Origin of the sequence: Burkholderia sp. 9120 (assembly GCF_000745015.1) — a bacterium.
Taxonomy (GTDB): Bacteria; Pseudomonadota; Gammaproteobacteria; order Burkholderiales; family Burkholderiaceae; genus Paraburkholderia.
Map to the genome: position 1 here is coordinate 5,356,583 of NZ_JQNA01000002.1, position 24,281 is coordinate 5,380,863.

Genomic DNA, 24,281 nt, shown 5'->3' on the forward strand with positions numbered 1-24,281 from the left:
GCGGCATTGAAACTCGGCATCGGCTCTGAATCAGGCGACAATAGGAACATCGCCACTTCATCGACAACAGGGAAACAGATGCTTCTATCCGAACAATGGGTACTGGTAACGGGCGGCGCCCGCGGACTCGGTGCGGCGATCACGCGCGCGCTGGTACGCGAAGGCGCGAGCGTGGTCGTGAATTACCACAAGAGCGAAACGTTGGCGCTCGCATTGAAGGAAGAACTCGGCGACCACGTGTTGCCGCTGCAGGCCGACATCACCGATAAGGCAGCGGTCGCGCGCCTCTTCGACATGGCGCAGGCGCAGACCGGGCAGCCTATCGTATCGGTGGTGAACAACGCACTCGCCGACTTCCGCTTCGACGGCGACGCGCGCCCGACTATCGACTCCATCGACTGGGCACGCTTGCAGCAGCAACTCGACGGCTCGCTCAAGGGGGCGCTCAATACGATTCAGGCGGCAGTAGCGGGCATGCGTTCGCGAGGCTTCGGACGCATCGTCAACGTGGGCACCAATCTGTTTCAGAACCCGGTGGTCCCCTATCACGACTACACGGCGGCCAAAGCCGCGCTGCTGTCGCTGACGCGCACGGCCGCTCACGATCTCGGCCCCGACGGCATTACGGTGAACATGGTATCGGGCGGCCTGCTGCGCACGACAGATGCCAGCGCGGCCACGCCGGAATTCGTCTTCGACCTGATTGCGAATTCAACGCCGGTCCGGCGCGTCACCACGCCGGAAGAATTCGCCGACGCCGTGTTGTTCTTCCTGTCGCCGTGGTCACGCGCCGTGACCGGCCAGAATCTGATCGTCGACGGTGGCCTCGTGAAAGGCTAGACAAACGCCGCGCGCCACGGAACACAAGAGCACGACAGCTCGACCCGACCATTCCAGCCGCTCAACACGCAAAGCCCATTCATGCGCCGAGGTCAGGCACGCGAAATGCTGGTTAGCAAGCGACGTAGGCTAGGGTTGACGTCACGGCACGACCGCTCTCTCGCAGGGCGGCAACAACGACAGCACATAAGCAAACACAATTTCAATAACGCAAAGGAAACCATCATGCGCAGACGACAATTCATCCTCACCGGCAGCGCCGCTCTCGCCACCGCCGGCCTCAGCCTCGCCGGCTGTACGACGACGTCGCCGTCCTCGAGCGCGTCGCCGTCCGCGAACGCGGGCAAGCGCGACACGATCAACGCAGGCATCGACTCGACAATGTCGCGGCTGTTTGCCAACGTCGCCGGTTCACGTGAACTGGTGGGCAAAGCACGTGGCGTGCTGGTGTTCCCGTCGGTGATTTCAGCGGGCTTCTGGGTCGGCGGCCAGTATGGCGAAGGCGCACTGCGCGTGGGCGGCCGCACGACGGGCTACTACAGCACCGTCGCGGGTTCGTTCGGTTTGCAGATCGGCGCGCAGTCCAAGGCGCTCGTGTTTCTGTTCATGACGCAAGACGCGCTCGACAAATTCCTCGGCAGCCAGGGTTGGGCAGCCGGTGCGGACGCAACCGTCGCCGTGCTGAAAGTCGGCGCGAACGGTGCGGTCGATACGTCGACCGCCACGAACCCTGTCGAAGCTTTCGTGTTGACGAATGGTGGTCTGATGGCGGGCGTGTCGCTGGAAGGCACCAAAGTTTCGCGCTTGATGATCTGAGTTTGACCATCGTGCCACGCAATCGCCGGGCGGTTGCGTGGCCGCTCCTCGGCTCGCTCAGGCCGCGCGCCAAAACCGCACAAAAACCGCAGTAAGCCCGCGTTAACCCTTGCGCGCGGCGCGAATGCTTTGCCCCATTCCCCGAGCACTCCGCTCACTCAACAGACGAATTCCCCGAGTCATAGCGAAACGCATTTGACGTGCGTCGCGTTTTTATTTGCGTCTCGTCAAGTAATAAGCGTCATGCAACCATTGATCGAAGGTAAATTCTCCCGGAGTCTTTTCTTTTTTACTACATTAGACGTTCGGCCGCCGTCTTCCGGAGTCCACTGTGACAAGACGTGTTTCGCTCGATGATGAAACCGAGTTCGCGATCTGGAAACGCCGGCACGCAGCGGCCGTGAAAGTATCGCGCCGCGTTCTGATCGGACATCGCGACAAGGCGATCGGCGAGTCGCTGGTGCTACTGCTTTCGCTCAAGGGCTACGACGCAATCTACGTCGTCGATCTGCACAAACTGCAGTCGTTTCTGAAGTGGTGGCGACCGCACGCCATTCTGCTGGACACCCGGCTCGACTCGGTTTCGGATTACGGATTCACCCGCACCTTGCGCGCCGAACCCGCGAATGCCGACATCCTCATGCTGGCCATGAGCAACATCTGGCCGCTCGATCCGATCGGGCCGCTGAAAGAAGCCGGTTTCGACGGCCACTGCCGGCGGCCCTGCTCGCTATGGCGCGTGGCGGACATCCTCGAAGAATATTTCGTTCGCGCGTAAAGGCGCGTTCGTCACAAACGCGCCCCTGGCACCCCGCTCAACGCACTGGCGGCAACGAGAACACCGCGATCGCTTCGGCCAGTTGGCCCGTCTGCGTTTTCAACACCTCGGCGGAAGCGCTCGCTTCCTCGACCAGCGCGGCGTTCTGCTGGGTCGTCTGATCCATGCTCGCCACCGCGATGTTGACCTGCTCGATGCCCGAGCTTTGCTCGACCGACGCCGCGCTGATCTCGCCCATGATGTCGGTCACGCGGCGCACCGCATGCACCACTTCCTGCATGGTTTCGCCGGCACGTCCCACATATTGCGAGCCGCCGGCGATCTGTGCCGCGGACTCCTCGATCAACGCCTTGATCTCCTTGGCGGCCGCCGCGCTGCGCTGCGCGAGGGTCCGCACTTCGCCGGCCACCACCGCAAAACCGCGGCCTTCTTCGCCGGCGCGCGCTGCCTCGACCGCGGCGTTCAACGCCAGAATATTAGTCTGAAACGCGATCCCCTCGATCACACCGATGATGTCGCCGATCCGATGCGACGACTGCGAAATCCCGCGCATCGTCTCGACCACCTGACCGACCACTTCGCCGCCGCGCGCCGCCGTCTCGGACGCGTTGTGCGCGAGCTGGCTGGCCTGCTTCGCGTTGTCGGCATTCTGTTTGACGGTCGCGGTGATCTGTTCCATGCTCGACGCCGTTTCGCCCAGCGCGCTAGCCTGCTGTTCGGTACGACGCGACAGATCGGCGTTGCCCGCCGCGATCTCGTGCGACACCGACGAAATCAGCGTCGCGCCGCTGCGAATCTGCGTGATCGCGTGCGCGAGACGATGCTGCATGCGCTGCATCGCGGCGAGCAGGCTGGTTTCGTCGCCGGGTTTCGTGTCCACCACAAGATCGAGTTCGCCGTCGGCGATTCGCGCGGCAATCTGCGCCGCGTACGCGGGTTCGCCGCCGAGTTGCCGCAAGATGCTACGCAGGATCACACCGATCACCACGGACACCAGCAGACACAAAATCAGCGCGGCGCCCACGTATTGCAGCAGCGTCGAATAAAACGCGGCGTCGATATCGTCGGTGAAAACACCGGTCACGATCGTCCAGTCCCACGGTTTATAGAGCCGCACGTAGTTGATTTTTGGCGCCATCTGATTGGAGCCCGGCTTGAGAAACTCCAGATGGATGAATCCTTCGCCGTCGCGTTCGGCGAGATCCGAACCGTCCTTGAACACGTGACGCCCCTGCGGATCGGTGAAGCCGCTCATGTCCTTGCCTTCGAGGTCGGCACGCACGCCGTGCATCAGGACCCGGGCGTGCGCGTCTTCGATCACGAGGTAGCCGCCGGCGCCGTCGTAGCGCATGGCGCGCAGGTCGGCCATCGCCGTGCGTTGCGCGTCGGCGAGCGGCATCGTGCCGGCCGCGACGAGGCCGTTATAGCGGTCGAGCACGCTGTACGCAACGCTGACCACGCTCTTCAATTCAGCCTGGCGGTCGGCGATCATCGTGTCGCGCGTTTTGAAAGCACCCCATAGGCCAATCGCCAGAATGCCCATGCACATTACCGCTAGCGCAAGCCAAAGCCGCACTTTCAGGCGAAACCGTTCCATCTCCGTGTCCCTTGTCCTTATGATCGCCGCGCGAGGCGGACGCCCCGGCGGTGCATGTCACTCTCTGGATTAACGGCGGAACGGGGGAAAACTTCAGGCTGGGTTGACGGACGCGCTGGTCGTCGCCTTCAGGCGACGGCGTTCCACTGAGAAATAAAGGCGCGATTCGCCCGCCGGCGCGGCATCGTCCATTTTGATTGCGCGCGCAACGATCTGCGAGGCGTCACTCCGCCGGCAGCGTGAGCGCGGCCACTTCGCAACGCGGCCATTGCCGTAAGACGTCCGGCGCCAGCAGCAGCTTGGCGGCTCGTACGCCCGCCCCCATGACGATCTGCGAGCGCGCCATCACCTCGGCGTCGACCAGCACGCGCCAATCGTCAGGCAAGCCGAACGCTGTGATGCCGCCGAATTCCATGCCGCTGTGCTCGACCGCGGCCTCGCGTTTGGCGAACGAAAGCCGTTGCGCGCCGAGCGCGGCCTTCACCGCGCCGTTGATATCGAGCCGCAGCGACCCGAGCGAGACCAGCGCCGCGTAATGCTCGCCGCCGTCTTTCTTATAGCGGACCACGATCGTGTTCGCGCAGTCTTCGAGGCCAAAGCCGTAGCGGGCGCTGAATGCGGCGGTGTCCGACGCGTCGTCGCTGACAGCGAAAACCGTCACCCCTTCAGCGGGCAACTGCTCGACGACGTGCGCGGGCAAATGTGCGCTTAATTGCGCGGAGGAAATGACGTCGAGCCGCGGGTCGAGTTCGTGCGAGTGCATAGTGATCTACGTGAGTGAGGGTGCCCCGGCATTCTAACCAAGGGTGCGTTTCCGGTGCATCGCAGCGGCGGCGCACGCCTGCCGCGCTTGTTATAGTGACAGGCACAAGGTTTGCGAAAGACTTCGAGGCGAACCCCGCGTCGAGGCGACCTCAACGGCTCTCGCAACCGCCCGTCGCGGCGCCGGAACCCCATTGAGAAACACGATCATGGACATCGACACGCTCTCCGCCGAGAACCTTCAACACGTGGCCCGCAAGCAGGCGAACTGGGCCATCGGCGCGTTCAAACAGTTTTCCGACGACCGCTGCGCGGCCATGGCCGCCAGCATCGCGTTCTATGCGGCGTTTTCGCTCGCGCCCACGCTGGTCATGGTGATCGCGGTGGCGGGCTGGTTCTTCGGCGCCGAAGCCGCGCGCGGCGAACTGTTCAATCATATTCACGGCCTGCTCGGCGACCAGGCCGCCGCGGGCGTGCAGACCATCGTCGAGAACGCGCATCACAGCGGCAGCGCCGGCGGCGTCGCGGCAATCATTTCGTTCACCATGCTGGCGATCGGCGCGTCGGCCACCTTCTCTTCGCTCAATAGCGCACTCAATATAGTGTGGCCCTACAGCGGACCCCGTTCGTCGAGCGTGATCGCGATGGTGCGGGTACGCCTGATCTCGTTCGGGCTGGTGCTCGGCGTCGCGTTTCTGCTGATCGTCTCGCTGGTGCTCGATACGGTCATCACGTTCATCGGCAAGTGGTTGTGGGGCAATTCGCCGTATGTGGTGATCGGCAACCTGATGCAACTCGCCGTCGGTCTGCTGGTGCTCGCGTTCGCGTTCGCCGGCCTGCTCAAGTTCTTGCCGGACGACAAGGTGCGCTGGCGCGATGCGTTGGTCGGCGGAATCGTCGCGGCTGTGTTGTTTTCGGCGGGCAAGAAGCTCTTCGCGCTCTACATCGCACACGCCGGCATGGCCAGTTCGTTCGGCGCGGCCGGCTCGCTCGCCGTGCTGCTGATGTGGCTGTACTTTTCGGCGGCCGTGCTGCTGCTCGGCGCGGAATTCTCGGCGGCGCGCGGGCGCATGCACGATCCGCGCGGCGGCTGGGGCATGCAGGACAACATGCCGCCGGGCAGCCGCGCGAAACTGGCTTCGGTGCTGGCGGCGTCGACCGTTTCCGCGAATGCGGTGCCGCACATGGATGAACCCGTAACCGATAACGCCGTGGCTGGAAACGCTGCGCGCGCGGCAACGGCAAGCGCTGCCGGATCGTTGCCCGGTGCAACACCGGCATCGACGTCCACTTCCGCGTCGGTATTCCGGGTGAAGCCGCGCACCAGGGCTTCCGCACGCGCAGCCGCGCTCAAGATGGGACGCACCGTGGTACAGGCCGAAGCGCAGGCCACGCGCATTGCCGCCGTCACGCTCATCGAGGCAAGCCGCACAGCCGTAGCGGCCGACCGATATGTCAGACGGCACCCGTGGACCTCGGTGTTATTCGCTGCTGTTGCGGGACTCGCGGCCGCCACCATGGCGCGCCGAAACGACAACACCGACAACGCCGACGACCCCACGCGCACCCCGTAAACCGCAAGGGAGTGCAACCGCGAAGGTTGCACTCAGTTGGTCCTTCGAGTTGCTCCTGCTCACACCCCACAAGGTCTGTCTAGCGTCCGGTCAAGGGCGCATATTTCGTTTTTATACGACCGCTACAAAGCGCTCGGGACAACTAGACGACTAACTTACAAATACCCTCCAAACAAGTACCAAAAGTGCTAGTACCGAGGCACTCACTGTCTACAAAACAACAATAATGCTTGCTCGATGAATAAATATTGCAAAAATAGAAATAATCGTTAACAGGCTTTAAATACAAGGCTTTGCGTGTTTTGTCAGTTTTTGGAGACAGTCTTTTTTTTCCAGTTCTTGTGGGTAGAGCGCCTGCGCTATTCTGCGTTTCGCAACAACGAAACTAATCATCTGCGTGGAGAAATGGATGAAACGAATCGCACTGTCTACCCTCTCGCTGGCGCTCCTCGGCGCCACCGGCGTGGCACATGCTCAAAGCAGCGTTACCCTGTACGGCGTGCTGGATGACTCGATCCAATACGTGTCCAATGTTGGCGGCCATAGCCTGTACAACATGGCTGCAGGCAACCTTCAAGGCAACCGTTGGGGCATGAAGGGCACGGAAGACCTGGGCGGTGGCCTGAAGGCGATCTTCCAGTTGGAAAGCGGCTTCAACCCGAATAACGGCAAGATGGGCAACTACAACGGCACGTCGTCGCTGTTTGGCCGTCAAGCTTACGTCGGCCTGACGGGCGACGCATGGGGCACGGTCACGATCGGCCGCCAATACGACCCGCTGGTCGACCTGGTTCAGCCGCTGACGGCTGACAACTACTGGGGCAGCACGTTCACGACCGCAGGCGACGTCGACAACAACGACAACAGCTCGCGCACGAACAACGCAGTGAAGTACACGTCGCCGGTATGGGGCGGCTTCCAGTTCGAAGGCATGTACGCGCTGGGCGGCGTTGCAGGTCAAACGGGCTCGGGTCAATCGTGGGCAGGCGCAGCAACGTACGCAACGGGTCCGTTCAGCGTTGCAGCCGGCTACTTCCGCATGGACAACGCTTCGTCGGCTGTCCTGCGCAAGGGCTGGGGCGGCACGTCGGACGGCACGTTCGACGGCGGCCTGGAAAACGCAGCTTACTCGACGGCCAAGTCGATCGGCATCGCTTCGTTGGCAGCGCAATACGTAGTCGGTCCGATCACGACCGGCCTGCGTTACAGCAATGTTCAGTACAAGCCGGACGCAGCATCGGGCTTCGGTTCGACGCAGAAGTACAACGTCGGTGCAGGTTTCGTGAACTATCAAGTGACGCCGGCAGCTTTGCTGGGCCTTGGTTACACGTACACGCACAGCAACGGCGAAGCGACGGCAACGTACCACCAGATCTCGCTGGGCGGCGACTATAACCTGTCGAAGCGCACGGACGTCTACCTGGTCGGCGCGTATCAGCACGTGAACGGCAACGAACGCAGCGTCAACGCCAATGGTTCGGCAGGCGCGCTCGTGTCGGCAACGGCATCGGTCGCCGATTATGGCTTCCAGTCGAGCAGCATCAACCAGGCTATCGTCAGCCTGGGTATCCGCCACAAGTTCTAATTGAACTTGACGGACTGCTGAAGCACCACGCAGTTCAAAACCAGCCACGGGCGCAAGCCGGTGGCTGGTTTTTTTTCGTCCCGAGGTTTTGCACTTACGCGAGCTGCCGCGGCAAAAGAAAAAGGCCGTCAGTCAGCGCTTATCGCGCTTCGTGACGACCTTCCTTGATATGGATCGCGTTGCAGTGTTGCGCGCGCCTGGACCTTGATCTTGACGCGCCGCGGATCTACCGCCGCTGTGACTTGCCCTTTTCCGCCTGCGCCAACGTCTGCGCGGGTTTCGCGTCGAGTTCATGCTCGACGCCGTCGGCGCCGACCGGCGCGCGATGCAGCACCAGCGCACGCTCGCGCTGCAACAGCGGCACGTTCGGCGAATCCTGCCAGTCCGGATCGGGAATCTCGCCGAATACCTGACGCAAGCGCTCGCCCCAGGTACGGTGAATCATCTCGAAGTACGTATTGTCGTGGTCGATCGAGACAAAGCGCGTGACGTGCAGCGAATCTTTCTCATACACCAGCAGATCGAGCGGCAGCCCGACCGACAGGTTCGAGCGCAGCGTCGAATCCATCGAGATCAGCGCGCACTTGGCCGCTTCGTCGAGCGGTGTGGACGGTGTCAGCACGCGGTCGATGATCGGCTTGCCGTATTTGGCCTCGCCAATCTGGAAATACGGATTCACCGCCGACGCTTCGATGAAATTGCCCGCCGCGTAGATCATGAACAGGCGCGGCCGGTTGCCGGCAATCTGCCCGCCCAGAATAAAGCTGCAATTGAAGTCGACGCCGAATTCCTGCAACGCCTCGGCTTCGCGCTGATGCACACTGCGCACCGCGCGGCCGATCACGCGGGCGGCGTCGGCCATGGTCGGCGCATTCCAGAGCGTGGGCAGCGTGGGATCGACCGGCTCGGACAGCTCGTGCAGCACCGCCTGCGTGAGCGACAGATTGCCCGCGCCCAGCAGCACGAGCATGCGCTCGCCGGCTTGCTCGAACACCGACATCTTGCGCGCGGTGCTGATGTGATCGACGCCCGCATTGGTGCGCGTGTCCGACAGGAACACGAGCCCGTCGTCGACGGACATCGCTACACAGTAAGTCATAGGGAAAGGTACCTGCTAAAAAGCCAACTGAACGGCGCTATTGTAATGCGGCGCGCATGCGCCTCTCGTCCGTATTACGGCTTCGGCGGGTTCAAACTGAATGGATAGGTGGGCCGGCGCTCGCTGAAGGCAGCGGCGGGCCGCTCAAGAGGTTCGCTCACAGAGCCCCTCAGCGGCCCCTGAGCGCCCTATTGCGCCAACTGCCCACTCACCGTCACCGACACCTTCAACTGCTCCTCCAGCCCGCCGATCCGGCGTCCACGCACCGGCGCGGCGGCTTCGTAATCGCGCGCAACCGCGAGCCGGCAGTAAATTTCGCTGGCAAACGCCGCGTGCGTGACGTCGACGGAAATCCAGCCCTTGCCGTCGAGCCACACATCGACCCACGCATGGCTCGCCCCGTGCTCGACGTCGCCGGGTTCGATGTAGCCGCTCACATAGCGCGCCGGAATGCCACGCGCCCGGCAGCACGCCAGCATCAGATGCGCATGGTCCTGGCACACGCCGTTACCGAGCGCGAGCGCCTGCGCGGCCGTGCTGGTGACTTCGGTCACGCCCGGGTTGTATTTCACGCGCTGCACGATCTGTTCGGACAGTTCGATCACGTTGGCCGCGCTAGCCAGCGCCGGCACCGTGTTGGCCAGTTCGCGGATCGCCGCGTCTGCTTCGGTCAAGCGCGTCGAGCAGGTGAAATGTTCGAGCGGAATCGGCCCCACGCCGTCGGGTAACCGTCCGTCGACCAGCGGAATCGTGTCGACTTCACCCGCCACATGCAGACGGATCTCGTTGTGCGGTTTGTTGATGACCAGCGTATGCAGCACGTTGCCGTAGGCGTCGAAGGTCGCGTCGAGCTTGCCCGGCGCGTCGATGCTCCAGCGCCGCACCACCTGCGACGCACCGCTTGCCGGCGTCAGACGCAATTGCTGGATCGAATAATGGACCGTCGCTTCGTAGCGATAGGACGTGTCGTGGCGGATCGTCAGGTACATGGGAAAACTCCGTCAGGCGACTGGCAGCATCAGATAGGTACGCGCAACCAGATTGCCGAGCTCGAACACGCGAGCAAGGAACTGCGTCAGATAGGCGTGCAGGCCGGCTTCGAAAATCTGCCGGATGTCGGAGTACACCAGTTCGGCGCGCAGCTTGCCGGCGAACCGTTCGCACTGGTTCGAGCCCGAGGTGCGCAGCATCGCCAGATTCGCGCAGACGCCTTCGAGCGACGCGAGCAGCGACCTCGGCATCTGCTGGTTCAGGATCATCAGCTCGACCACGCGCGCCGGTGTGACGACGTCGCGATAGACCTTGCGATAGATCTCCAGCGCCGACACCGAACTCAGAATCGAGGTCCAGTAATAGAAGTCTTCGAGCTGGCGCGCGGCGTCGCGTGAATTCGGTTCGACGTCCGCGAAACGCACGTCGAGAATCCGCGCGGTGTTGTCGGCCCGTTCGAGAAACGTGCCGAGTTGCGTGAAGAAAAACGCGTCGTCCTGCAACGCGGTGCCGATTGTCACGCCGCGCGACAGGTGCGAGCGAAACTTCACCCACTCGAACAGCGCGCCCGGATTACTGGCCGCCTGCCCCGACGCAATGCGCTCGTTGAATTCGAGCCACGTGTCGTTGATGGTTTCCCACCATTCGGTTGTCAACGTGCCGCGCACGGCACGGGCGTTTTCGCGCGCGGCCTGCAGACACGAGTGAATACTCGACGGATTGTTGGCATCCGCCACCATGAAATCGAGCACGTGTTCGCGGGTCGGCTCGTCGTAGCGCTGCGCGAACGCGGTCTCGAGTTCGGAAATGCGCAGCACCGAACGTTGCGTGCGCGCCTCCTGTTCGGTCGTCTGCGGCAGAAGCAGCGCTTTCAGGTTGATGTCGAGCATGCGGGCGGTGTTCTCCGCGCGCTCCATGTAGCGGGCCATCCAGAAAAGGTGATCGGCGGTGCGGCTTAGCATGACGGCGTTCCGTATCTGATGACGCGAGGCCTGCGTCGAAGTAAAAGGCCCGCGCTGGTTATCCGTATGCGCCGATGGCGAGCATGCTGCCTGTTGCGTGCTGCCCGGCGCGCTGGGTTGCAATCGCGCTTGCCTGCCTGGCGAATCATGATTCGCTGGCTGCGCGCATGCGTGAATCGCATGCGCCACCTCGGCAAGCGTGTCGACAACCGCGTCAGTCGACCATCCACGTATCTTTGGTGCCGCCTCCCTGCGACGAATTGACGACGAGCGAGCCCTCCTGCAACGCGACCCGCGTGAGGCCGCCGGCCACCATGTTGACAGTTTTGCCGGACAGCACGAACGGCCGCAAGTCGATATGGCGCGGCGCGATGCCGGCTTCGACAAAGGTCGGACACGCGGACAGCGCAAGCGTGGGCTGCGCGATATAACCCGCCGGCCGCGCGATCAGCCGCTCGCGGAACGACTCGATTTCGGCCTTCGTCGACGCCGGTCCCACCAGCATCCCGTAGCCGCCCGCGCCGTGCACTTCTTTAACCACCAGCTCGGACAGATGCGCGAGCGTGTAGGCGAGATCGTCGGGCTTGCGGCACTGAAACGTGGGGACGTTGTTGAGAATCGGTTTTTCGCCGAGATAAAACTCGATCATTTCCGGCACGTACGGATAGATCGATTTGTCGTCGGCGATGCCGGTGCCCATCGCATTCGCGAGCGCGACGCGGCCCGCGCGGTACGCGGTAAGCAAACCCGGCACGCCCAGCGCCGAATCGTTGCGGAACGCGAGCGGATCGAGAAAGTCGTCGTCCACACGGCGATAGATCACGTCGACGCGTTTCGGCCCCTGCGTGGTGCGCATGAACACGTAGTTGTCGTCGACGAAGAGGTCTTTGCCTTCCACCAGTTCCACGCCCATTTGCTGCGCGAGGAAGGTGTGCTCGAAATACGCCGAGTTGTACATGCCCGGCGTGAGCACCACCACGACCGGATCGTCGACGCCTTCCGGCGCCACCGAGCGCAATGTATCGAGCAACAGATCCGGGTAATGCGCGACCGGCGCAATGCGGTTCTGCACGAACAGCTCGGGGAACAGCCGCATCATCATCTTGCGGTTTTCGAGCATGTAGGAGACGCCCGACGGCACGCGCAGATTATCTTCGAGCACGTAGAACTCGCCCTCGTCGCCCGCGCGCACCACGTCGACCCCGGCGATATGCGCGTAAACACCGAGCGGCACATTCACGCCCTGCATCTCGGGACGATATTGCGCGTTGGTATAGACCTGCTCGGCCGGCACGATGCCGGCACGCACGATGTTGCGATCGTGATAGACGTCGTGGATAAACAGATTGAGCGCCTGCACGCGCTGGCGCAAACCGGCCTCAAGCGTTTGCCATTCGCCGCGCGGAATGATGCGCGGAATCAGGTCGAAAGGGATCAGCCGCTCGGTGCCGGACAGGTCGCCGTTCACCGCAAAGGTGATGCCGACCCGGCGAAACAGCAGGTCGGCTTCCGCACGCTTGCGTGCGATCGCCTCGTTGCCCTGCTTCACCAGCCACCGCTCAAAGCGCGCGTAGTGTGGCCGCACGGCATCGTCATGATGACGCATCTCGTCATAGCATCGCATGTCACGCCCCGCTCTTGTTGTCGGATAGAAGGCGAATGCGCTGCGCATTCGGTGTTCGACAATCGATCAAGCAAGCGCTATGCCATTGAGCTTTTTGCGTGCGAAACGACGACACGTGCACGCTAACAGCGCATCCCGGCCGGCATGGCGTCGCTGCCATCGTACTGCGGTGGCCCATGATGCGCTAGTACGGTGCACCCGCAGCAACGCGGTGCGTGGCCGGCGCGATTGGCGAACCGTAACGGACGCCCATGAAAAAATCCCCGTGGGTTCGCACCCACGGGGATTCGGACAACTTGCACTGCGGAACGGCTCAAGCGTTAGCGATTGTTAAACCCGTTTGGGTAAGCCACCGAAGGCTCAACTCGCCAACGCATGAAACACGCTCAGCCTGCAGCAGCGTCTTTCAGCTTCTTCAGCGGACGTGCCTTGATGCGCACGCTAGCCGGCTTGGCCGGGAACCAGCGCTCTTCGCCCGAGAACGGGTCTTTGCCGAAGCGCTTCTTCTTCGCCGGCACAGCTTGCACGACGATCTTCAGAAGACCCGACAGCGTGAATTCACCAGCGCCCTTCTTGTGCACTGCGCCGAGGATCGTGTCTTCGAGCGCGGCCAGAACAGCCTTGGCAGTCTTCGGTTCCACAGCGGCGCGTTCAGCGACGTGTGCAGCCAGCGAGGCCTTCGTGAAGGTGTCCTTGATCGGCGACGGAGCGCTGGACGCCTTCACGGCGACCTTCTTAGCTGCGACGGCTTTCTTCGCAGGAACTTTCTTTGCAGCAACCTTCTTGGCGGGTACCGGGGCAGCAGCCTTCTTGGCCACCTTTTTTGCGGAAGTCGGCATGTTTCTCCTACCTGTTGTGGTCAGTGAATAGCACGAAGCGCACACGGTATGTGCACGCTTCAACGCCGGATTCTACAAGCGCTAATACGATTTGCGCGACTCTTTTGTGTATAACGCCCAAGGTTTGTTGCGCGGCGCAGACTGCGAAACACGTTTTGATGCTTGTTTTAGCGGGTAAACGTGCGTCGGCGGGGTCGACAACACCAACTCGTAACGCACGTTACAAGCCGTTTCGACACATGCATAACGGCCTATTTCGTGTCGGCCGGGTTGCGCCCACGCGTCGATCCGGCGCGGCAAAACGGCAAAAGATAGCTAACAGAAGCGCGCGTTACGCCTACGCGTTATCCCTCCGCGTACACCTCGTCACGCAGCGGAAAAAACACGCCCCCTGCAGCGAAATACGCTGCAGGGGGCGGCTAAGTTTGATCTGCGACAGAAAATCGCAGACGGTTTCAACGCGCGATTACTGCCGGCTGACGTGTTTCAGATCGTGCTCGCTTTCCTTTACGTGCGCCCAGTATTCGTCGTCGTTGCGCGCCATGCCGAGTTCGCCGTTGCGATACGCGATCGCCAGCGCGAGGTTGGCTTCGGGTAACTCCGCATTGGCGGCGCGCGTGAGCCATTGCAGCGCTGACGCGTCGTCGTGCGGCAGCGTCGTGCCGAAGCGATACTCGTTGGCGAACTGGAATTGCGCGAGCGGCAGACCGGCTTGCGCCGCCCGCGTCAGCCAATGAATCGCCAGCGCGTTGTCACGCGCGACGCCGTAGCCGTTGCGATAAAGCGTCGCGAGATCGTAGGCGGCCTGGGCGTCGACCGGTTCACGCAGCGCCGCCGGCGCGAGCCAGCGGCGGCTTTCCGCATAGTCCGGCGCGATGCCGGGCAAGCCGCGCAGCAGCAAGTGACCGAGCGTGGCTTGCGCGTCAGGCGCGCCGTCGAGCGCAAGTTGCCGATACAACTCGACGCCTTCGCGGCGCTCGTCGAGTTGCGCCGAACTCACCAGCACGTCGGCCAGCGCCTCGCGCGCCGCCGCGTTGCCGAACGCCGCCGTCAGCCGCAACCGCCACACCGGCGAAGCGGCATGCGTGGACGTGCCCTGCATCTGCCAGTCGTCGATCTGCGCGTTGGACACGTGAGTGGCCGCCACCGTCGCGAGCGTGCCGGCGCAAATCGCGACGGCCGCCGCCAGCGTCAAGGAGAAGCGCGCTTTCATTGGTTGAGGTTCACCGAGTAGACCGCGAGCCCCTTGCCGGTGCCGTCGTCGGCCTGGATCTGCGCGACGTTGGCAATGCCGTTGGTTTGGGCGAGCGTCACCAGATTCGGCGCCGCCTTGAACGTCACCGGGCCGGCGGTCGCGACCTTCGTGAAGCGCCAGCTTCGATCGCTGCCGTTACTCGCCGCCTTGATCGCCTGCACCTTCTTGATGTACGCGATCAGCACGTCGCGGCTCGCATCCGGCGACGCGTAAATCGTCTTGCTGCCGTCGAGGCCCGGGAAATTGCCGCCGCCGCTCGCGCGATAGTTGTTGGTCGCGACGATAAACGACTGCGTGTCCGAGATCGCGGCACCCTGATATTTCAGGTTGCGGATCCGGCTGCCCACCGCTTGCGTGACGTCGATCTCGTAGCTGAAATCCTTCGACGTGATCATGTCGAAGTTGTAGCCCGGATAGTTGCTGACCAGCGCCTGCGCCGCCGTGTTGGCCGGATCGATCTTGTTGAAGCGCTGGGCGGCGGTTTCGAGCCACGCCTTCAGACCGGCGCCCGTCACCTTCACCGCGTAGATCGTGTTCGGGTACAGGTAGAGGTCGGCGGCGTTGTTGATCGCCACGTTGCCTTGCGCGACGTCGGTGAAATCGTTGCCGCCGCCAAAGCCGCTCTTGAACGGCGCGCTCACCGACAGCACCGGAATGCCCGCATATTGCGGCAGATTCGCGCTGATGTAGTCCTGCGTGTACGCCGCCTGCGCCTGGTTGACGATCTCGATGGCCGACACGTCGCCCACGTCGGCGAAGTAGGTGGTCATGCGGAAATCGGTCGCGCCGATCGGCGTTTTCACATAGTTGATGGTCGCCGCATGTTCCGCCGCGATCGCCTGCGAGATCGACGGATCGACCGCGACGTAGCTGTTATCCGCGTTCTGGATCGGGCGCGCTTCCGCGGTACTCGCATTGCGGTCCACGGTCCACGTGCCGTTCGTATAGTTCAGCGCGAGCTTGATGACGCCGAGATGCTTGCCCCAGAAATTCGCCATCACGGTCGGCACGCCGTTGACGGTGCCCTTCACCTTGTCGACACCCGGCAGATTGAACTGCGAGACCGTGCTGTTCTTGTCGGGGAACACCTGGTGCGAATGGCCGATCAGCATCGCGTCGATGCCCGGCACCTTCGACAGATAGTAGCTGCCGTTTTCCATCGACGGCGAATAGGTCGAGTTGTCGAGCCCGCCGTGCGACATCGCGACAATGATCTGCGCGCCTTTCGCCTTCATTTCCGGCACGTACTTCGATGCGCTTTCCACGAGGCCCTGCGTGTAAACGTTGCCATCGAGCCAGCGCTTATCCCACGCCATGATCGCGGGCGGCGTGAAGCCGATCACGCCGATCTTCACCGGCGCGCTGACGGTCTTGCCGTCGGGCGTTTTCGCGGTCAGCGTGCGCTCGAGAATCGTGTACGGCTTGAAGATCGGCTGCTGCGATTTCGCGCCGAGCACGTTGGAGAGCACCAGCGGGAATTGCGGTCCCGCGCAGGTCGGCTGCGACGCCACCGGGCTCATGTTCGGCACGTCGAAGGTATTGCCGGTGACCTGCGCGAGGAACGGCAGGCCGTAGTTGAATTCGTGATTGCCGATCGTGCCCGCGTCGTACTTCAGCAGGTTCATCACCTTGTAGACACCGAGCGTGGTCTTGCAATCGACCGGCGCCACCTGCGCCTGATAATCCGCGAGCGCGGTGCCCTGGATCGTGTCGCCGTCGTCGAGCAACATCGTGTTCGGGAATTCCTTGCGCGCCGCCGCGATCAGCGTCGCCGTGCGCTCGAGACCGAGCGACTTGTCCTCGGCCAGCTTGTAGTAGTCGTAGCTGAGCAGATTGGTGTGGATGTCGGTCGTTTCGAGCAACGCGAGCGTCGCGGTCGTGCCGTTCGCCACCGCCGCTTGCGGCGGCGCGGCGTCGAGATTGCTGCCGCACGCGCTCAAACCGATCGCGCTCAATGCGCTTACGGCGCCCCATGCACCCCACGCGCCCACCGTGCCGCGCGTACGCAGCCCTTGTCCTGCCGTCGACTTCACTCGCATCCTTACTGCCCTCCGGTTTGTTGTGTTGTTGTGCCGGGTTGTGAGACCGGCTTTCATTACAAACAATTACAGAGGCGCCAGCGTAAGGCCGCTTTGTGACACTGATTTGTAGGGAATTAGATAGGCTTAAGTAATGTTCAAGTTAGCGCGATCGTGTTATCGCGCGAGACGCGGCAGCACAGCGGCGAGCTTCGTAAGCGCGGCGTCGATGTGCTCGACCGCGATGCTGCCGTAGCCGAAGATCAGCCCCGCCTGCGGCTTCACGCGCAGATGGAATGGCGCGAGCCCGTACACGCCGACCGAGACGTCACGCGCCGCGCTAATCACAGCGTCTTCCGTCAGCGGTGCTTTCAGGCGCGCCGCCATGTGAATGCCGGCGGTCGGCACGATCGGCTCGAACCAGCGCGAAAGGTCGCAATGCAAGTGTTCGAGCAACATCGCGCGACGCGCGGCGTAGGCCTTGTGCGTGCGCCGCAGATGCTTGGCGAAATCGCCGTTGAGCATGAACGTCGCGAGCGCGGTTTGCGTGAGCGTGCAACCGTGTCCGTCGACGATCTGACGTGCCTTGAGCAGCGCGCCGTAGAGCGACGCGGGCGGCACCACGTAACCCACGCGCAGTTCCGGAAAGATCGTCTTCGAAAACGTCCCCACATAGGCGACCAGTCCCGCGCGATCGAGGCTTTTCAGCGGCTCCATCGGCCGGCCTTCGAAACGGTACTCGCAGTCGTAGTCGTCTTCGATAATCACCGCGCCGCGCTTTTGCGCCCATTCGAGCAACTCGACGCGGCGCTCCAGACTCATCGGCATACCGAGCGGAAACTGGTGCGAGGGCGTCACGTAGACGAGCTTCGCCTTATCCGGCAGCTTGCTGACGATCAGGCCTTCGCGGTCCACCGGCACCGGCACGACGCGCGCGCCGGTCGCCTTGAAGCAGGCATGCGCCGGCGGATAAGCGGGGTCTTCGAGCGCCACGATTTCGCCCGGGCCCAGCATGATGCGCGCGATCAGATCGAGCGCGTGTTGCGCGCCCTGCGTGACGATCACGTCTTCCCAATTGCTCGACACCGCGCGGTTGAACGCGAGGTAGCGCGAGATCGCGAGCCGCAGCGCCTGCTCCCCGGCGGGCTCGCGATAGGTGCCGGGACTGCGCGCCTGCGACCGCAGCGCGTGGTTCACGCAGCGGCGCCAGACGTCGAACGGGAATAGCGTCTTGTCGGTCGCGCCGCCGATGAAATCGTGCGCCGACGGCACCGTAGGCCGCGGCAAGGGCAAGCTCTGCGGCAGCTCGTCCCACAGCGGCCGGGCGCGCGCGGCGGTCCTGGCGCCGGCTTTCGTGCGCTCGCGGGCCGCTTCCACATCGCGTGCCTGCGCGGAGCGCGCCACCGGCAAACGCTCGAGGCCGTCGGCAACGAAGGTGCCCGAACCGGCGCGGGCGCTCAGATAACCTTCGGCAAGTAGCCGCTCGAACACGTCGAGCGTGGTTTTGCGCGACACACCCAGTTGCGTGGCGAGATCGCGCGTGGAGGGCAAGCGCGTGCCGCCGCCGAGACGGCCTTCGAGAATACCCGCGCGCAACTGGCGATAGATCTGTCCGGACAGGTCGTGATGTCCCTCGACGACGATATGAATGTCCATCCGATTGGTTACCTTGAAGATCCGGCAAAGGGTGATGTCGAGTGACCATTGACGGCCGTAAGCTTACCTCCGCCGTCGCCTGCGAAGCGCGGACATTACCGATAACGACCATTTCATCTGGGCGCGGCCTGAAAAGCAAAATGGCACACCTTGCAAGGCAAGGCGTGCCATTTCTTTATCGTGCTTTTACGTCGGTACTAAAGCGCTTTCGCGCCATGCGCCACGCTCGTGCGGATTACTCCGCCACCGCGCCGCTCATCGCTGCATTCTGACGAGCGTCCGCACGCGCTTCGTCGGTGCAACGCTGATGTTCGCGCGACAGCTTGCGCATCAGCGGCAACAGCAGCACGGCCACCAGCGCGCCCACCGCCGCGAGCCAGCCGAGGCCGGTAAACAGCTTGGTGTAGAGCGGCAACGATTCGAGCGGGTCCAGATTGCCGGCCGGCATCTGCGCAAAATTCGCCACCACGCTACCCAGATACTGCGATACGCCGGTCGCGACGAAGTAAGCGCCCATCATGAAACCGCTCATGCGTGCCGGCACGTAGCGGGCGATCATCGCGAGGCCGAGGCCGCTCACCAGCAGTTCGCCGAGCGAATACAAACCGTAGCCGCCCACCATGAACCACGACGACACGCGGCCGTTCACCGCGTAGTTACCGCTCGCCGCATAGACGAAGAAACCGGCTGCCACCACGGCGAAACCGACTGCGTACTTCACCGCGACCGGCACGTCCTTGCCGTTCTTTGCGAGCTTCGTATAGAGCAGCGCGAGCAGCGGGCTCAGCAGCATGATCCAGATGGGATTGAGCGCCTGGAACTGCGCGGCGCTCCACGTGAACCACGTCTGGCCGAACAGAATGAAGCGCGGATCGACGTTGCGCAGCGCGAACAGCGTGAGCGAGGTCGACATCTGCACGTAGAACACGAAGAACAGAATCACCTGGGCCGTGAGAATCAGCGCGGCCAGCAGACCCGAGCGCTCCGAGCGTTCGCACTTCAGCAGCATGTAGCCGAAGATCGCCAGAATCGCGATGCCCGCCGTGTACACGCACGCCACCGCGATCGCCTTGTGCTGCAGCACGAACATCGTCACCGTGCCGAGCACGATGCCGCCCAGCGCCACCGCGGCGACGCGCTTCCAGCGCACCGGCTCGGCGTCCGGCGCCGAACCGATGTGCGCGAGCGTGCGGAACATGATGAAGTAGTTGAGCATCGACAGCAGCATGCCGGCGCAGCAGACCGCGAACGCCGTGTGCCAGCCCCAATGGTCCTTGATCCACGGCGTGGCGAGCATCGACACCGTCGAGCCGATGTTGACCGCCATGTAGTAAATCGTGAACGCGCTGTCGATACGCGCGTCGTCGCCTTCGTAAATGCGGCGCACGAGGTTCGCGGCGTTCGCCTTGAAGAGCCCGTTGCCCACCACGATCACGCCGAGCGACGCAAACATGTACGACAGTTGCTCGTTCGGCATCGCCAGCATGAAATAGCCGGCCGACAGCACACCGGCGCCGAAGATCATCGTGCGGCGCGCGCCGAGAATCTTGTCGCCGATCCAGCCGCCGATCGACGGCGCCGCGTACACCAGCGCTGTAAACGCGCCCCACGTGAGCGTGGCGTGGCTGTCGGTGAAGCCCAGCTTGTCGATCATGAACAGCACCAGCAGTGCGGCCATGCCGTAGTAGCCGAAGCGCTCCCACAGTTCGATCAGAAAGACCGTCGAAAACGAACGGGTCTGCGAGACGCGTGCGCCGGGCGGATTGGATGAAATCATCGTGTACCTCTTGTTCAAACGGTTGCAGCGTCGCGCGAACTAGCCGCGCAACGCGAAAAACTGGATCTGGAAAAACGGTCGGCGAAACACGCGGCTTGCGCGCTCGCGGATTGTTCGGCGCGTGCGGGAACGCTCATGCGCCGATACCAGCAGAAAAACCAGGGAATGGGATGGAGGCACGCCACGCGGAACAAAGCGGTTCCGTCGGGCGGCGGCAGGCTGCGCGCCTGCGGCGGAAAAAATCGGTGGTGATGGTCATGTCCTCAAGCCGGCCGCCGTTCGGATGGAACGCACCGGACAATGCTCCACCCTGCAGGATCGCTGCGGGCGGATTGTTAAACAGCGGCAGGCTTCGCATGGGATGGTCATGCGCACGCCGTTCGCCGGGCGGGGCAGATTCTCCGAATAGAAGCATCTCGCGTCACTCAGGGAATTCACCTAATCGGAGTCAATTACTTGCCCTTACACGCCAACTATCTTCACCATAAAGACCGACGCCGACCAAAATAGTCTTTGATGTCATAGGTTTACTCCTCCTGATACTCGCACTGCATAAATGCCTGAATCGCCATCTAAAACCGCAACTTTTACCGGCTTCATAGCTTCTTTTTCACAATAATCCGGTCGATTTGGCTCGCGGGTTTTCGGTTCTGGCAACATAGAGTGTTGTCTCCAAAATGCGGGCTCTTGCGTCCCGGAGGGCTAAACCGGCCCACTGCCCTAGCCGGGACCGCAATCAAACCATATTTACTTATATCAAACAAATTTTGACGGGCTAATTTCCTCCTGCTATGGTCACGACAATTCAAAAGAGCAATCCGGCACTCGAAATCGGCAGCAAGATCCGCGCACTTCGGCATCGACTCAAGCGCACGTTGGACGACACGGCAACCGCCGCGGGAATTTCCAAGCCGTTTCTGTCGCAAGTCGAGCGCGGCCTGGCGTCGCCGTCCATCACGTCGCTGGCCGGTATTGCTCACGCACTTGGGGTCACGGTGCAGTATTTCGTCGACACGCCTAGCGAAGAACGCTCGGTGTGCCGCGGCGAGCAGTTGAAGTTTTTCGGTTTTGCGGACTCGGCCAATCTGTTCGCTCGATTGACCAATCTGACGGGCGGCCGTCAGCTCGAAGCGATCCTCGTGAGGATGCCGCCCGGGCAAAAGCGCTCCGAAGTAACCACGCATGCCGGCGAAGAGTTTGTGTATGTGATCGACGGCGAGGTGTCGTTGACGCTGGAAGGCAAGACGTTCGTGTTGCACGCAGGAGACAGCGCGCATTACGAATCGACGGTGCCGCACAGCTGGGTGAACACGGCTCGGGTCGAGTCGGTCGTCGTCTGGGTGGGCACGCCAAGACTGTTTTAAGGGGCAGGCGCCTTTTCCGGTTGATCCGGCCAGGGTTTGCCTGCATTACAACATGTAAGGAATCCTGTATGTCGGACAAGCAACAAGGGCCGCCCTGGCCCGAGCACCGCGGATAAACCGGGCGCCCCGGCGCCAGCGCGTTCTTCTCTCGACCTTTCCTGCGATCTCATCCGATGAAAACCCCGTTCGTCCTCGCGACGGCGCTGTCCGCGCTCGTCCTGTCGTTTCAGCCCTCCGCCTTCGCCGTCACGGTGCCCGCCGGCGTCACCCTCGCTGCCAGCCAGGAGATGACCCGCCAGGTGCCGACCGAAACCGAATCGCTCGACCCCGCGCATATCGAATCGTGGACCGGCAATACGATCGGACTCGACCTGTTCGAAGGTTTGACGCGGATGGACGCGAGCGGCGCGATCGTGCCGGGCGTAGCGGAGTCGTGGACGCGCACCGGGCCGACCACGTGGATCTTCAAGCTGCGCCACGATGCGCGCTGGAGCAACGGTCAGCCGGTCACGGCGGCGGACTTCGTCTACTCGTGGCAACGCGTGCTCGATCCGAAGACCGGTTCGAAGTACACGGTGCTGGTCGAATTCGTGAAGAACGCCAAGGCGATTCTCGCCGGCAAGGCGCCGTTGACGAGCCTAGGTGTGCGCGCCGTCGATCCGTACACGCTCGAAGTCACGACCGAAGTGCCCGCCGCCTTCTTCTCGCAACTGGTCGCCATGGCGCCGATGACCCCGGTCAATCGCGCGGTGGTGACGAAGTTCGGCGGCGAGTGGACGCGCCCGGGCAACTTCGTGGGCAACGGCGCGTACGCGCTGACGGACTGGCAGCCGAGCAACCGTCTGGTGGCCACCAAAAGCCCGACGTACTGGAACGCCGGCAAGGTCGTGATCGCGAAAGTGACCTACCTGCCGATCGAAAACGACGAAACGGCCATGCGCATGTTCCAGGCCGGCCAGTTCGACTACACGTACGCGATTCCGTCGGGCATCTATGCGCAGGTGAGCAAGAGCCAAGGCGATGAGCTGAAAACCGGCCTGCAGATCGCCACGTACTTCTACAGCCTGAATAACGACGACCCCGCCTTCAAGGACAAACGCGTACGCCAGGCCCTGGCGATGGTGCTGGACCGCGACCTGCTGACCAAGCGTCTGACCGCCGACGGCGAAGTGCCCATGTACGGCCTGATCGCCAAGGGCACCCAGGGCGCGGGCGTGTTCACGCCGGACTGGGCGAGCTGGCCAATGGCCAAGCGCGTCGACTACGCGCGCAACCTGCTGAAGGCCGCCGGTTATTCGGACGCGAAGCCGCTCACCTTCACGCTCACCTACAACACCAACGACCTGCACAAGAAGGTCGCGCTGTTCGCCACCTCGGAATGGCGCACCAAGCTCGGCGTGACCGCCAAGCTCGAAAACGTCGAATTCAAGGTGCTGCTCAAGCAACGCCACGACGGCAAGGTGCAGGCTTCGCGCGACGGCTGGTTCGTCGACTATAACGACGCCAACTCGTTCCTCGATCTGATCCGTTGCAACAGCGTGCAGAACGATCAACACTACTGCAACCCGCAGGTCGACAAGCTGATCGACGAAGGCAACCAGCAGCTCGACGACGCGAAACGCACCGCGCTGCTCACGCAGGCGCACGATCTGGCCATGAACGACTACCCGCTGGTCGCGCTCTTCCAGTACTCGGCGGACCGCCTCGTGAAGTCGTACGTGGGCGGCTACAAGTCGACCAACTACCTCGACATGCGCGCCACGCAAGACATGTATCTGATCAAGCACTAAGCGCGGGAGCACCGTCATGCTGGCTTACACGCTGCGCCGCACGCTCTGGGCGATCCCGACGATTCTCGCCGTGATCACCGCGTGCTATCTGCTGCTGCATCTCACCCCCGGCGGCCCGTTCGACACGGAGAAACACCTGTCGGCGGCCGTGATGGCGAACCTCAACGCCAAGTATCACCTCGACGAACCGTTGTGGCTGCAGTACCTCCACTACCTCGGTGCGTTGCTGCACGGCGACCTCGGCCCGTCGTTCCGCTACGCCGACTGGAGCGTCAACGATCTGGTCTGGAAGGCGCTGCCGGTCAGTCTCGGCGTGGGCGGCGTGTCGGTGCCGATCGCGCTGGTGATCGGCGTCACGCTCGGCACGCTGGCCGCGGTGCGGCGCGATCGCTTCATCGATCACTTCGTGATGGTGCTCGGCAACCTCGGCAACGTGGTGCCGCCGTTCGTGCTGGGCCCGGTGCTGGTGTGGATCTTCGCGATCCTGCTGAAGACTTCCGAAGGCCAGGGCTGGCTGCCGGCCGGCGGCTGGGGCGACGGCGAGTGGCGTTATCGCGTGCTGCCGATCGTACTGCTCGTCATCATCAACGTCGCCGGGATCGCGCGTGTCATGCGCGGCAGCATGATCGAAGTGCTGTCGGGCAACTTCATCCGCACCGCACGCGCCAAAGGCCTGCCGGGCCGCACGATCGTGTTGCGCCACGCGATGAAGCCGGCGCTGATGCCGGTCGTTTCGCTGCTCGGCTCGATCTGCATCTCGTCGATCACGGCGGCCGTGGTCACCGAGTCGGTGTTCGCGCTGCCGGGTCTCGGCCAACTGGTCGTCAACGGCGCGATCAACCGCGACTACACCCTCGTGCTCGGTCTCGTCGTACTGACGACCGCCGTCGCCGTGCTGTTCAACCTGCTGGTCGACCTCGCGTATGCGTGGCTCGATCCGCGCATCCGGTACTGA

The 24,281-nt window shown here is 62.9% G+C and carries 20 protein-coding genes; 8 read left to right on the forward strand and 12 right to left on the reverse strand.

What is annotated here, in order from left to right; genetic code table 11:
* Nucleotides 1-78 precede the first annotated feature (78 nt).
* The 3 genes from FA94_RS32005 (at nucleotide 79) to FA94_RS32015 (ending at nucleotide 2,434) form a co-directional block, all read left to right on the forward strand.
* Nucleotides 79-840, forward strand: coding sequence for a 3-oxoacyl-ACP reductase (locus tag FA94_RS32005; protein ID WP_035559163.1), 762 nt, complete (start codon nucleotides 79-81; stop codon nucleotides 838-840).
* A 225-nt stretch (nucleotides 841-1,065) separates the two neighbouring features.
* Nucleotides 1,066-1,656 (forward strand): BPSL1445 family SYLF domain-containing lipoprotein, encoded by a 591-nt coding sequence (locus FA94_RS32010; RefSeq protein ID WP_035559165.1) that lies wholly within the window; start codon nucleotides 1,066-1,068, stop codon nucleotides 1,654-1,656.
* 331 nt (nucleotides 1,657-1,987) lie between these two features.
* Nucleotides 1,988-2,434 (forward strand): response regulator, encoded by a 447-nt coding sequence (locus FA94_RS32015; protein ID WP_035559167.1) that lies wholly within the window; start codon nucleotides 1,988-1,990, stop codon nucleotides 2,432-2,434.
* Between the two features lie 37 nt (nucleotides 2,435-2,471).
* Here the strand turns inward: FA94_RS32015 and FA94_RS32020 are convergent, their stop codons facing one another.
* Nucleotides 2,472-4,031: a methyl-accepting chemotaxis protein gene (locus tag FA94_RS32020; protein ID WP_035559170.1), complete on the reverse strand. Its 1,560-nt coding sequence runs from the start codon at nucleotides 4,029-4,031 to the stop codon at nucleotides 2,472-2,474.
* A gap of 223 nt (nucleotides 4,032-4,254) precedes the next feature.
* The gene (locus tag FA94_RS32025; protein ID WP_035559176.1) at nucleotides 4,255-4,794 is read right to left on the reverse strand and encodes a YbaK/EbsC family protein; all 540 of its coding nucleotides are present in this window, start codon (nucleotides 4,792-4,794) and stop codon (nucleotides 4,255-4,257) included.
* 208 nt (nucleotides 4,795-5,002) lie between these two features.
* On the opposite strand from FA94_RS32025, the gene FA94_RS32030 reads away from it, so the two are divergent.
* A complete protein-coding gene (locus FA94_RS32030) occupies nucleotides 5,003-6,367 on the forward strand; it encodes a YihY/virulence factor BrkB family protein (protein ID WP_035559178.1) in 1,365 nt (454 codons plus the stop codon).
* A 409-nt stretch (nucleotides 6,368-6,776) separates the two neighbouring features.
* Nucleotides 6,777-7,952, forward strand: coding sequence for a porin (locus FA94_RS32035; protein WP_035559179.1), 1,176 nt, complete (start codon nucleotides 6,777-6,779; stop codon nucleotides 7,950-7,952).
* 226 nt (nucleotides 7,953-8,178) lie between these two features.
* Here the strand turns inward: FA94_RS32035 and FA94_RS32040 are convergent, their stop codons facing one another.
* The 10 genes from FA94_RS32040 to FA94_RS38915 form a co-directional block, all read right to left on the reverse strand.
* Complete coding sequence (locus tag FA94_RS32040) at nucleotides 8,179-9,051, reverse strand: proteasome-type protease (RefSeq protein ID WP_035559182.1); 873 nt, start codon at nucleotides 9,049-9,051, stop codon at nucleotides 8,179-8,181.
* Between the two features lie 188 nt (nucleotides 9,052-9,239).
* Nucleotides 9,240-10,040, reverse strand: coding sequence for a transglutaminase family protein (locus FA94_RS32045; protein ID WP_035559184.1), 801 nt, complete (start codon nucleotides 10,038-10,040; stop codon nucleotides 9,240-9,242).
* 12 nt (nucleotides 10,041-10,052) lie between these two features.
* Nucleotides 10,053-11,003 (reverse strand): alpha-E domain-containing protein, encoded by a 951-nt coding sequence (locus FA94_RS32050; RefSeq protein WP_035559186.1) that lies wholly within the window; start codon nucleotides 11,001-11,003, stop codon nucleotides 10,053-10,055.
* Between the two features lie 214 nt (nucleotides 11,004-11,217).
* A complete protein-coding gene (locus FA94_RS32055) occupies nucleotides 11,218-12,627 on the reverse strand; it encodes a circularly permuted type 2 ATP-grasp protein (protein ID WP_035559187.1) in 1,410 nt (469 codons plus the stop codon).
* 386 nt (nucleotides 12,628-13,013) lie between these two features.
* Nucleotides 13,014-13,466, reverse strand: a complete 453-nt coding sequence (locus FA94_RS32060; protein WP_035559188.1) for an HU family DNA-binding protein — start codon at nucleotides 13,464-13,466, stop codon at nucleotides 13,014-13,016.
* 466 nt (nucleotides 13,467-13,932) lie between these two features.
* The gene (locus FA94_RS32065; RefSeq protein ID WP_051980984.1) at nucleotides 13,933-14,679 is read right to left on the reverse strand and encodes a tetratricopeptide repeat protein; all 747 of its coding nucleotides are present in this window, start codon (nucleotides 14,677-14,679) and stop codon (nucleotides 13,933-13,935) included.
* Nucleotides 14,676-16,712 (reverse strand): bifunctional 2',3'-cyclic-nucleotide 2'-phosphodiesterase/3'-nucleotidase, encoded by a 2,037-nt coding sequence (locus FA94_RS32070; RefSeq protein ID WP_035563704.1) that lies wholly within the window; start codon nucleotides 16,710-16,712, stop codon nucleotides 14,676-14,678. The genes FA94_RS32065 and FA94_RS32070 overlap by 4 nt, the downstream gene beginning before the upstream one ends.
* 204 nt (nucleotides 16,713-16,916) lie before the next feature.
* Entirely contained in the window at nucleotides 16,917-18,395 is a 1,479-nt protein-coding gene (gene pdxR / locus FA94_RS32075) for a MocR-like pyridoxine biosynthesis transcription factor PdxR (RefSeq protein WP_035559189.1), read from the reverse strand.
* Nucleotides 18,396-18,630: 235 nt separating this feature from the next.
* Nucleotides 18,631-20,172 carry a peptide MFS transporter gene (locus FA94_RS32080; protein ID WP_035559191.1) on the reverse strand — a complete coding sequence of 514 codons (1,542 nt, stop codon included), beginning with the start codon at nucleotides 20,170-20,172 and terminating at the stop codon, nucleotides 18,631-18,633.
* A gap of 133 nt (nucleotides 20,173-20,305) precedes the next feature.
* The gene (locus FA94_RS38915) at nucleotides 20,306-20,530 is read right to left on the reverse strand and encodes a hypothetical protein (RefSeq protein ID WP_156126750.1); all 225 of its coding nucleotides are present in this window, start codon (nucleotides 20,528-20,530) and stop codon (nucleotides 20,306-20,308) included.
* A gap of 433 nt (nucleotides 20,531-20,963) precedes the next feature.
* Here FA94_RS38915 and FA94_RS32085 point away from each other — a divergent pair, with 433 nt between their 5' ends.
* The 3 genes from FA94_RS32085 to FA94_RS32095 all read left to right on the forward strand — a co-directional run bounded on the left by FA94_RS32085 (nucleotide 20,964) and on the right by FA94_RS32095 (nucleotide 24,281).
* Nucleotides 20,964-21,536, forward strand: a complete 573-nt coding sequence (locus FA94_RS32085; protein WP_035559194.1) for a cupin domain-containing protein — start codon at nucleotides 20,964-20,966, stop codon at nucleotides 21,534-21,536.
* A 173-nt stretch (nucleotides 21,537-21,709) separates the two neighbouring features.
* Entirely contained in the window at nucleotides 21,710-23,326 is a 1,617-nt protein-coding gene (locus FA94_RS32090; RefSeq protein ID WP_035559196.1) for a peptide ABC transporter substrate-binding protein, read from the forward strand.
* A 16-nt stretch (nucleotides 23,327-23,342) separates the two neighbouring features.
* Nucleotides 23,343-24,281, forward strand: a complete 939-nt coding sequence (locus FA94_RS32095) for an ABC transporter permease subunit (protein WP_035559199.1) — start codon at nucleotides 23,343-23,345, stop codon at nucleotides 24,279-24,281.

Coding starts and splice junctions, on each gene's coding strand:
- FA94_RS32005 (WP_035559163.1), top strand. CDS start 79: ATGCTTCTATCCGAACAATGGGTACTGGTAACGGGCGGCGCCCGCGGA.
- FA94_RS32010 (WP_035559165.1), top strand. CDS start 1,066: ATGCGCAGACGACAATTCATCCTCACCGGCAGCGCCGCTCTCGCCACC.
- FA94_RS32020 (WP_035559170.1), bottom strand. CDS start 4,031: ATGGAACGGTTTCGCCTGAAAGTGCGGCTTTGGCTTGCGCTAGCGGTA.
- FA94_RS32025 (WP_035559176.1), bottom strand. CDS start 4,794: ATGCACTCGCACGAACTCGACCCGCGGCTCGACGTCATTTCCTCCGCG.
- FA94_RS32030 (WP_035559178.1), top strand. CDS start 5,003: ATGGACATCGACACGCTCTCCGCCGAGAACCTTCAACACGTGGCCCGC.
- FA94_RS32035 (WP_035559179.1), top strand. CDS start 6,777: ATGAAACGAATCGCACTGTCTACCCTCTCGCTGGCGCTCCTCGGCGCC.
- FA94_RS32040 (WP_035559182.1), bottom strand. CDS start 9,051: ATGACTTACTGTGTAGCGATGTCCGTCGACGACGGGCTCGTGTTCCTG.
- FA94_RS32045 (WP_035559184.1), bottom strand. CDS start 10,040: ATGTACCTGACGATCCGCCACGACACGTCCTATCGCTACGAAGCGACG.
- FA94_RS32050 (WP_035559186.1), bottom strand. CDS start 11,003: ATGCTAAGCCGCACCGCCGATCACCTTTTCTGGATGGCCCGCTACATG.
- FA94_RS32055 (WP_035559187.1), bottom strand. CDS start 12,627: ATGCGATGCTATGACGAGATGCGTCATCATGACGATGCCGTGCGGCCA.
- FA94_RS32060 (WP_035559188.1), bottom strand. CDS start 13,466: ATGCCGACTTCCGCAAAAAAGGTGGCCAAGAAGGCTGCTGCCCCGGTA.
- FA94_RS32065 (WP_051980984.1), bottom strand. CDS start 14,679: ATGAAAGCGCGCTTCTCCTTGACGCTGGCGGCGGCCGTCGCGATTTGC.
- pdxR (WP_035559189.1), bottom strand. CDS start 18,395: ATGGACATTCATATCGTCGTCGAGGGACATCACGACCTGTCCGGACAG.
- FA94_RS32080 (WP_035559191.1), bottom strand. CDS start 20,172: ATGATTTCATCCAATCCGCCCGGCGCACGCGTCTCGCAGACCCGTTCG.
- FA94_RS38915 (WP_156126750.1), bottom strand. CDS start 20,530: ATGCGAAGCCTGCCGCTGTTTAACAATCCGCCCGCAGCGATCCTGCAG.
- FA94_RS32085 (WP_035559194.1), top strand. CDS start 20,964: ATGGTCACGACAATTCAAAAGAGCAATCCGGCACTCGAAATCGGCAGC.
- FA94_RS32090 (WP_035559196.1), top strand. CDS start 21,710: ATGAAAACCCCGTTCGTCCTCGCGACGGCGCTGTCCGCGCTCGTCCTG.
- FA94_RS32095 (WP_035559199.1), top strand. CDS start 23,343: ATGCTGGCTTACACGCTGCGCCGCACGCTCTGGGCGATCCCGACGATT.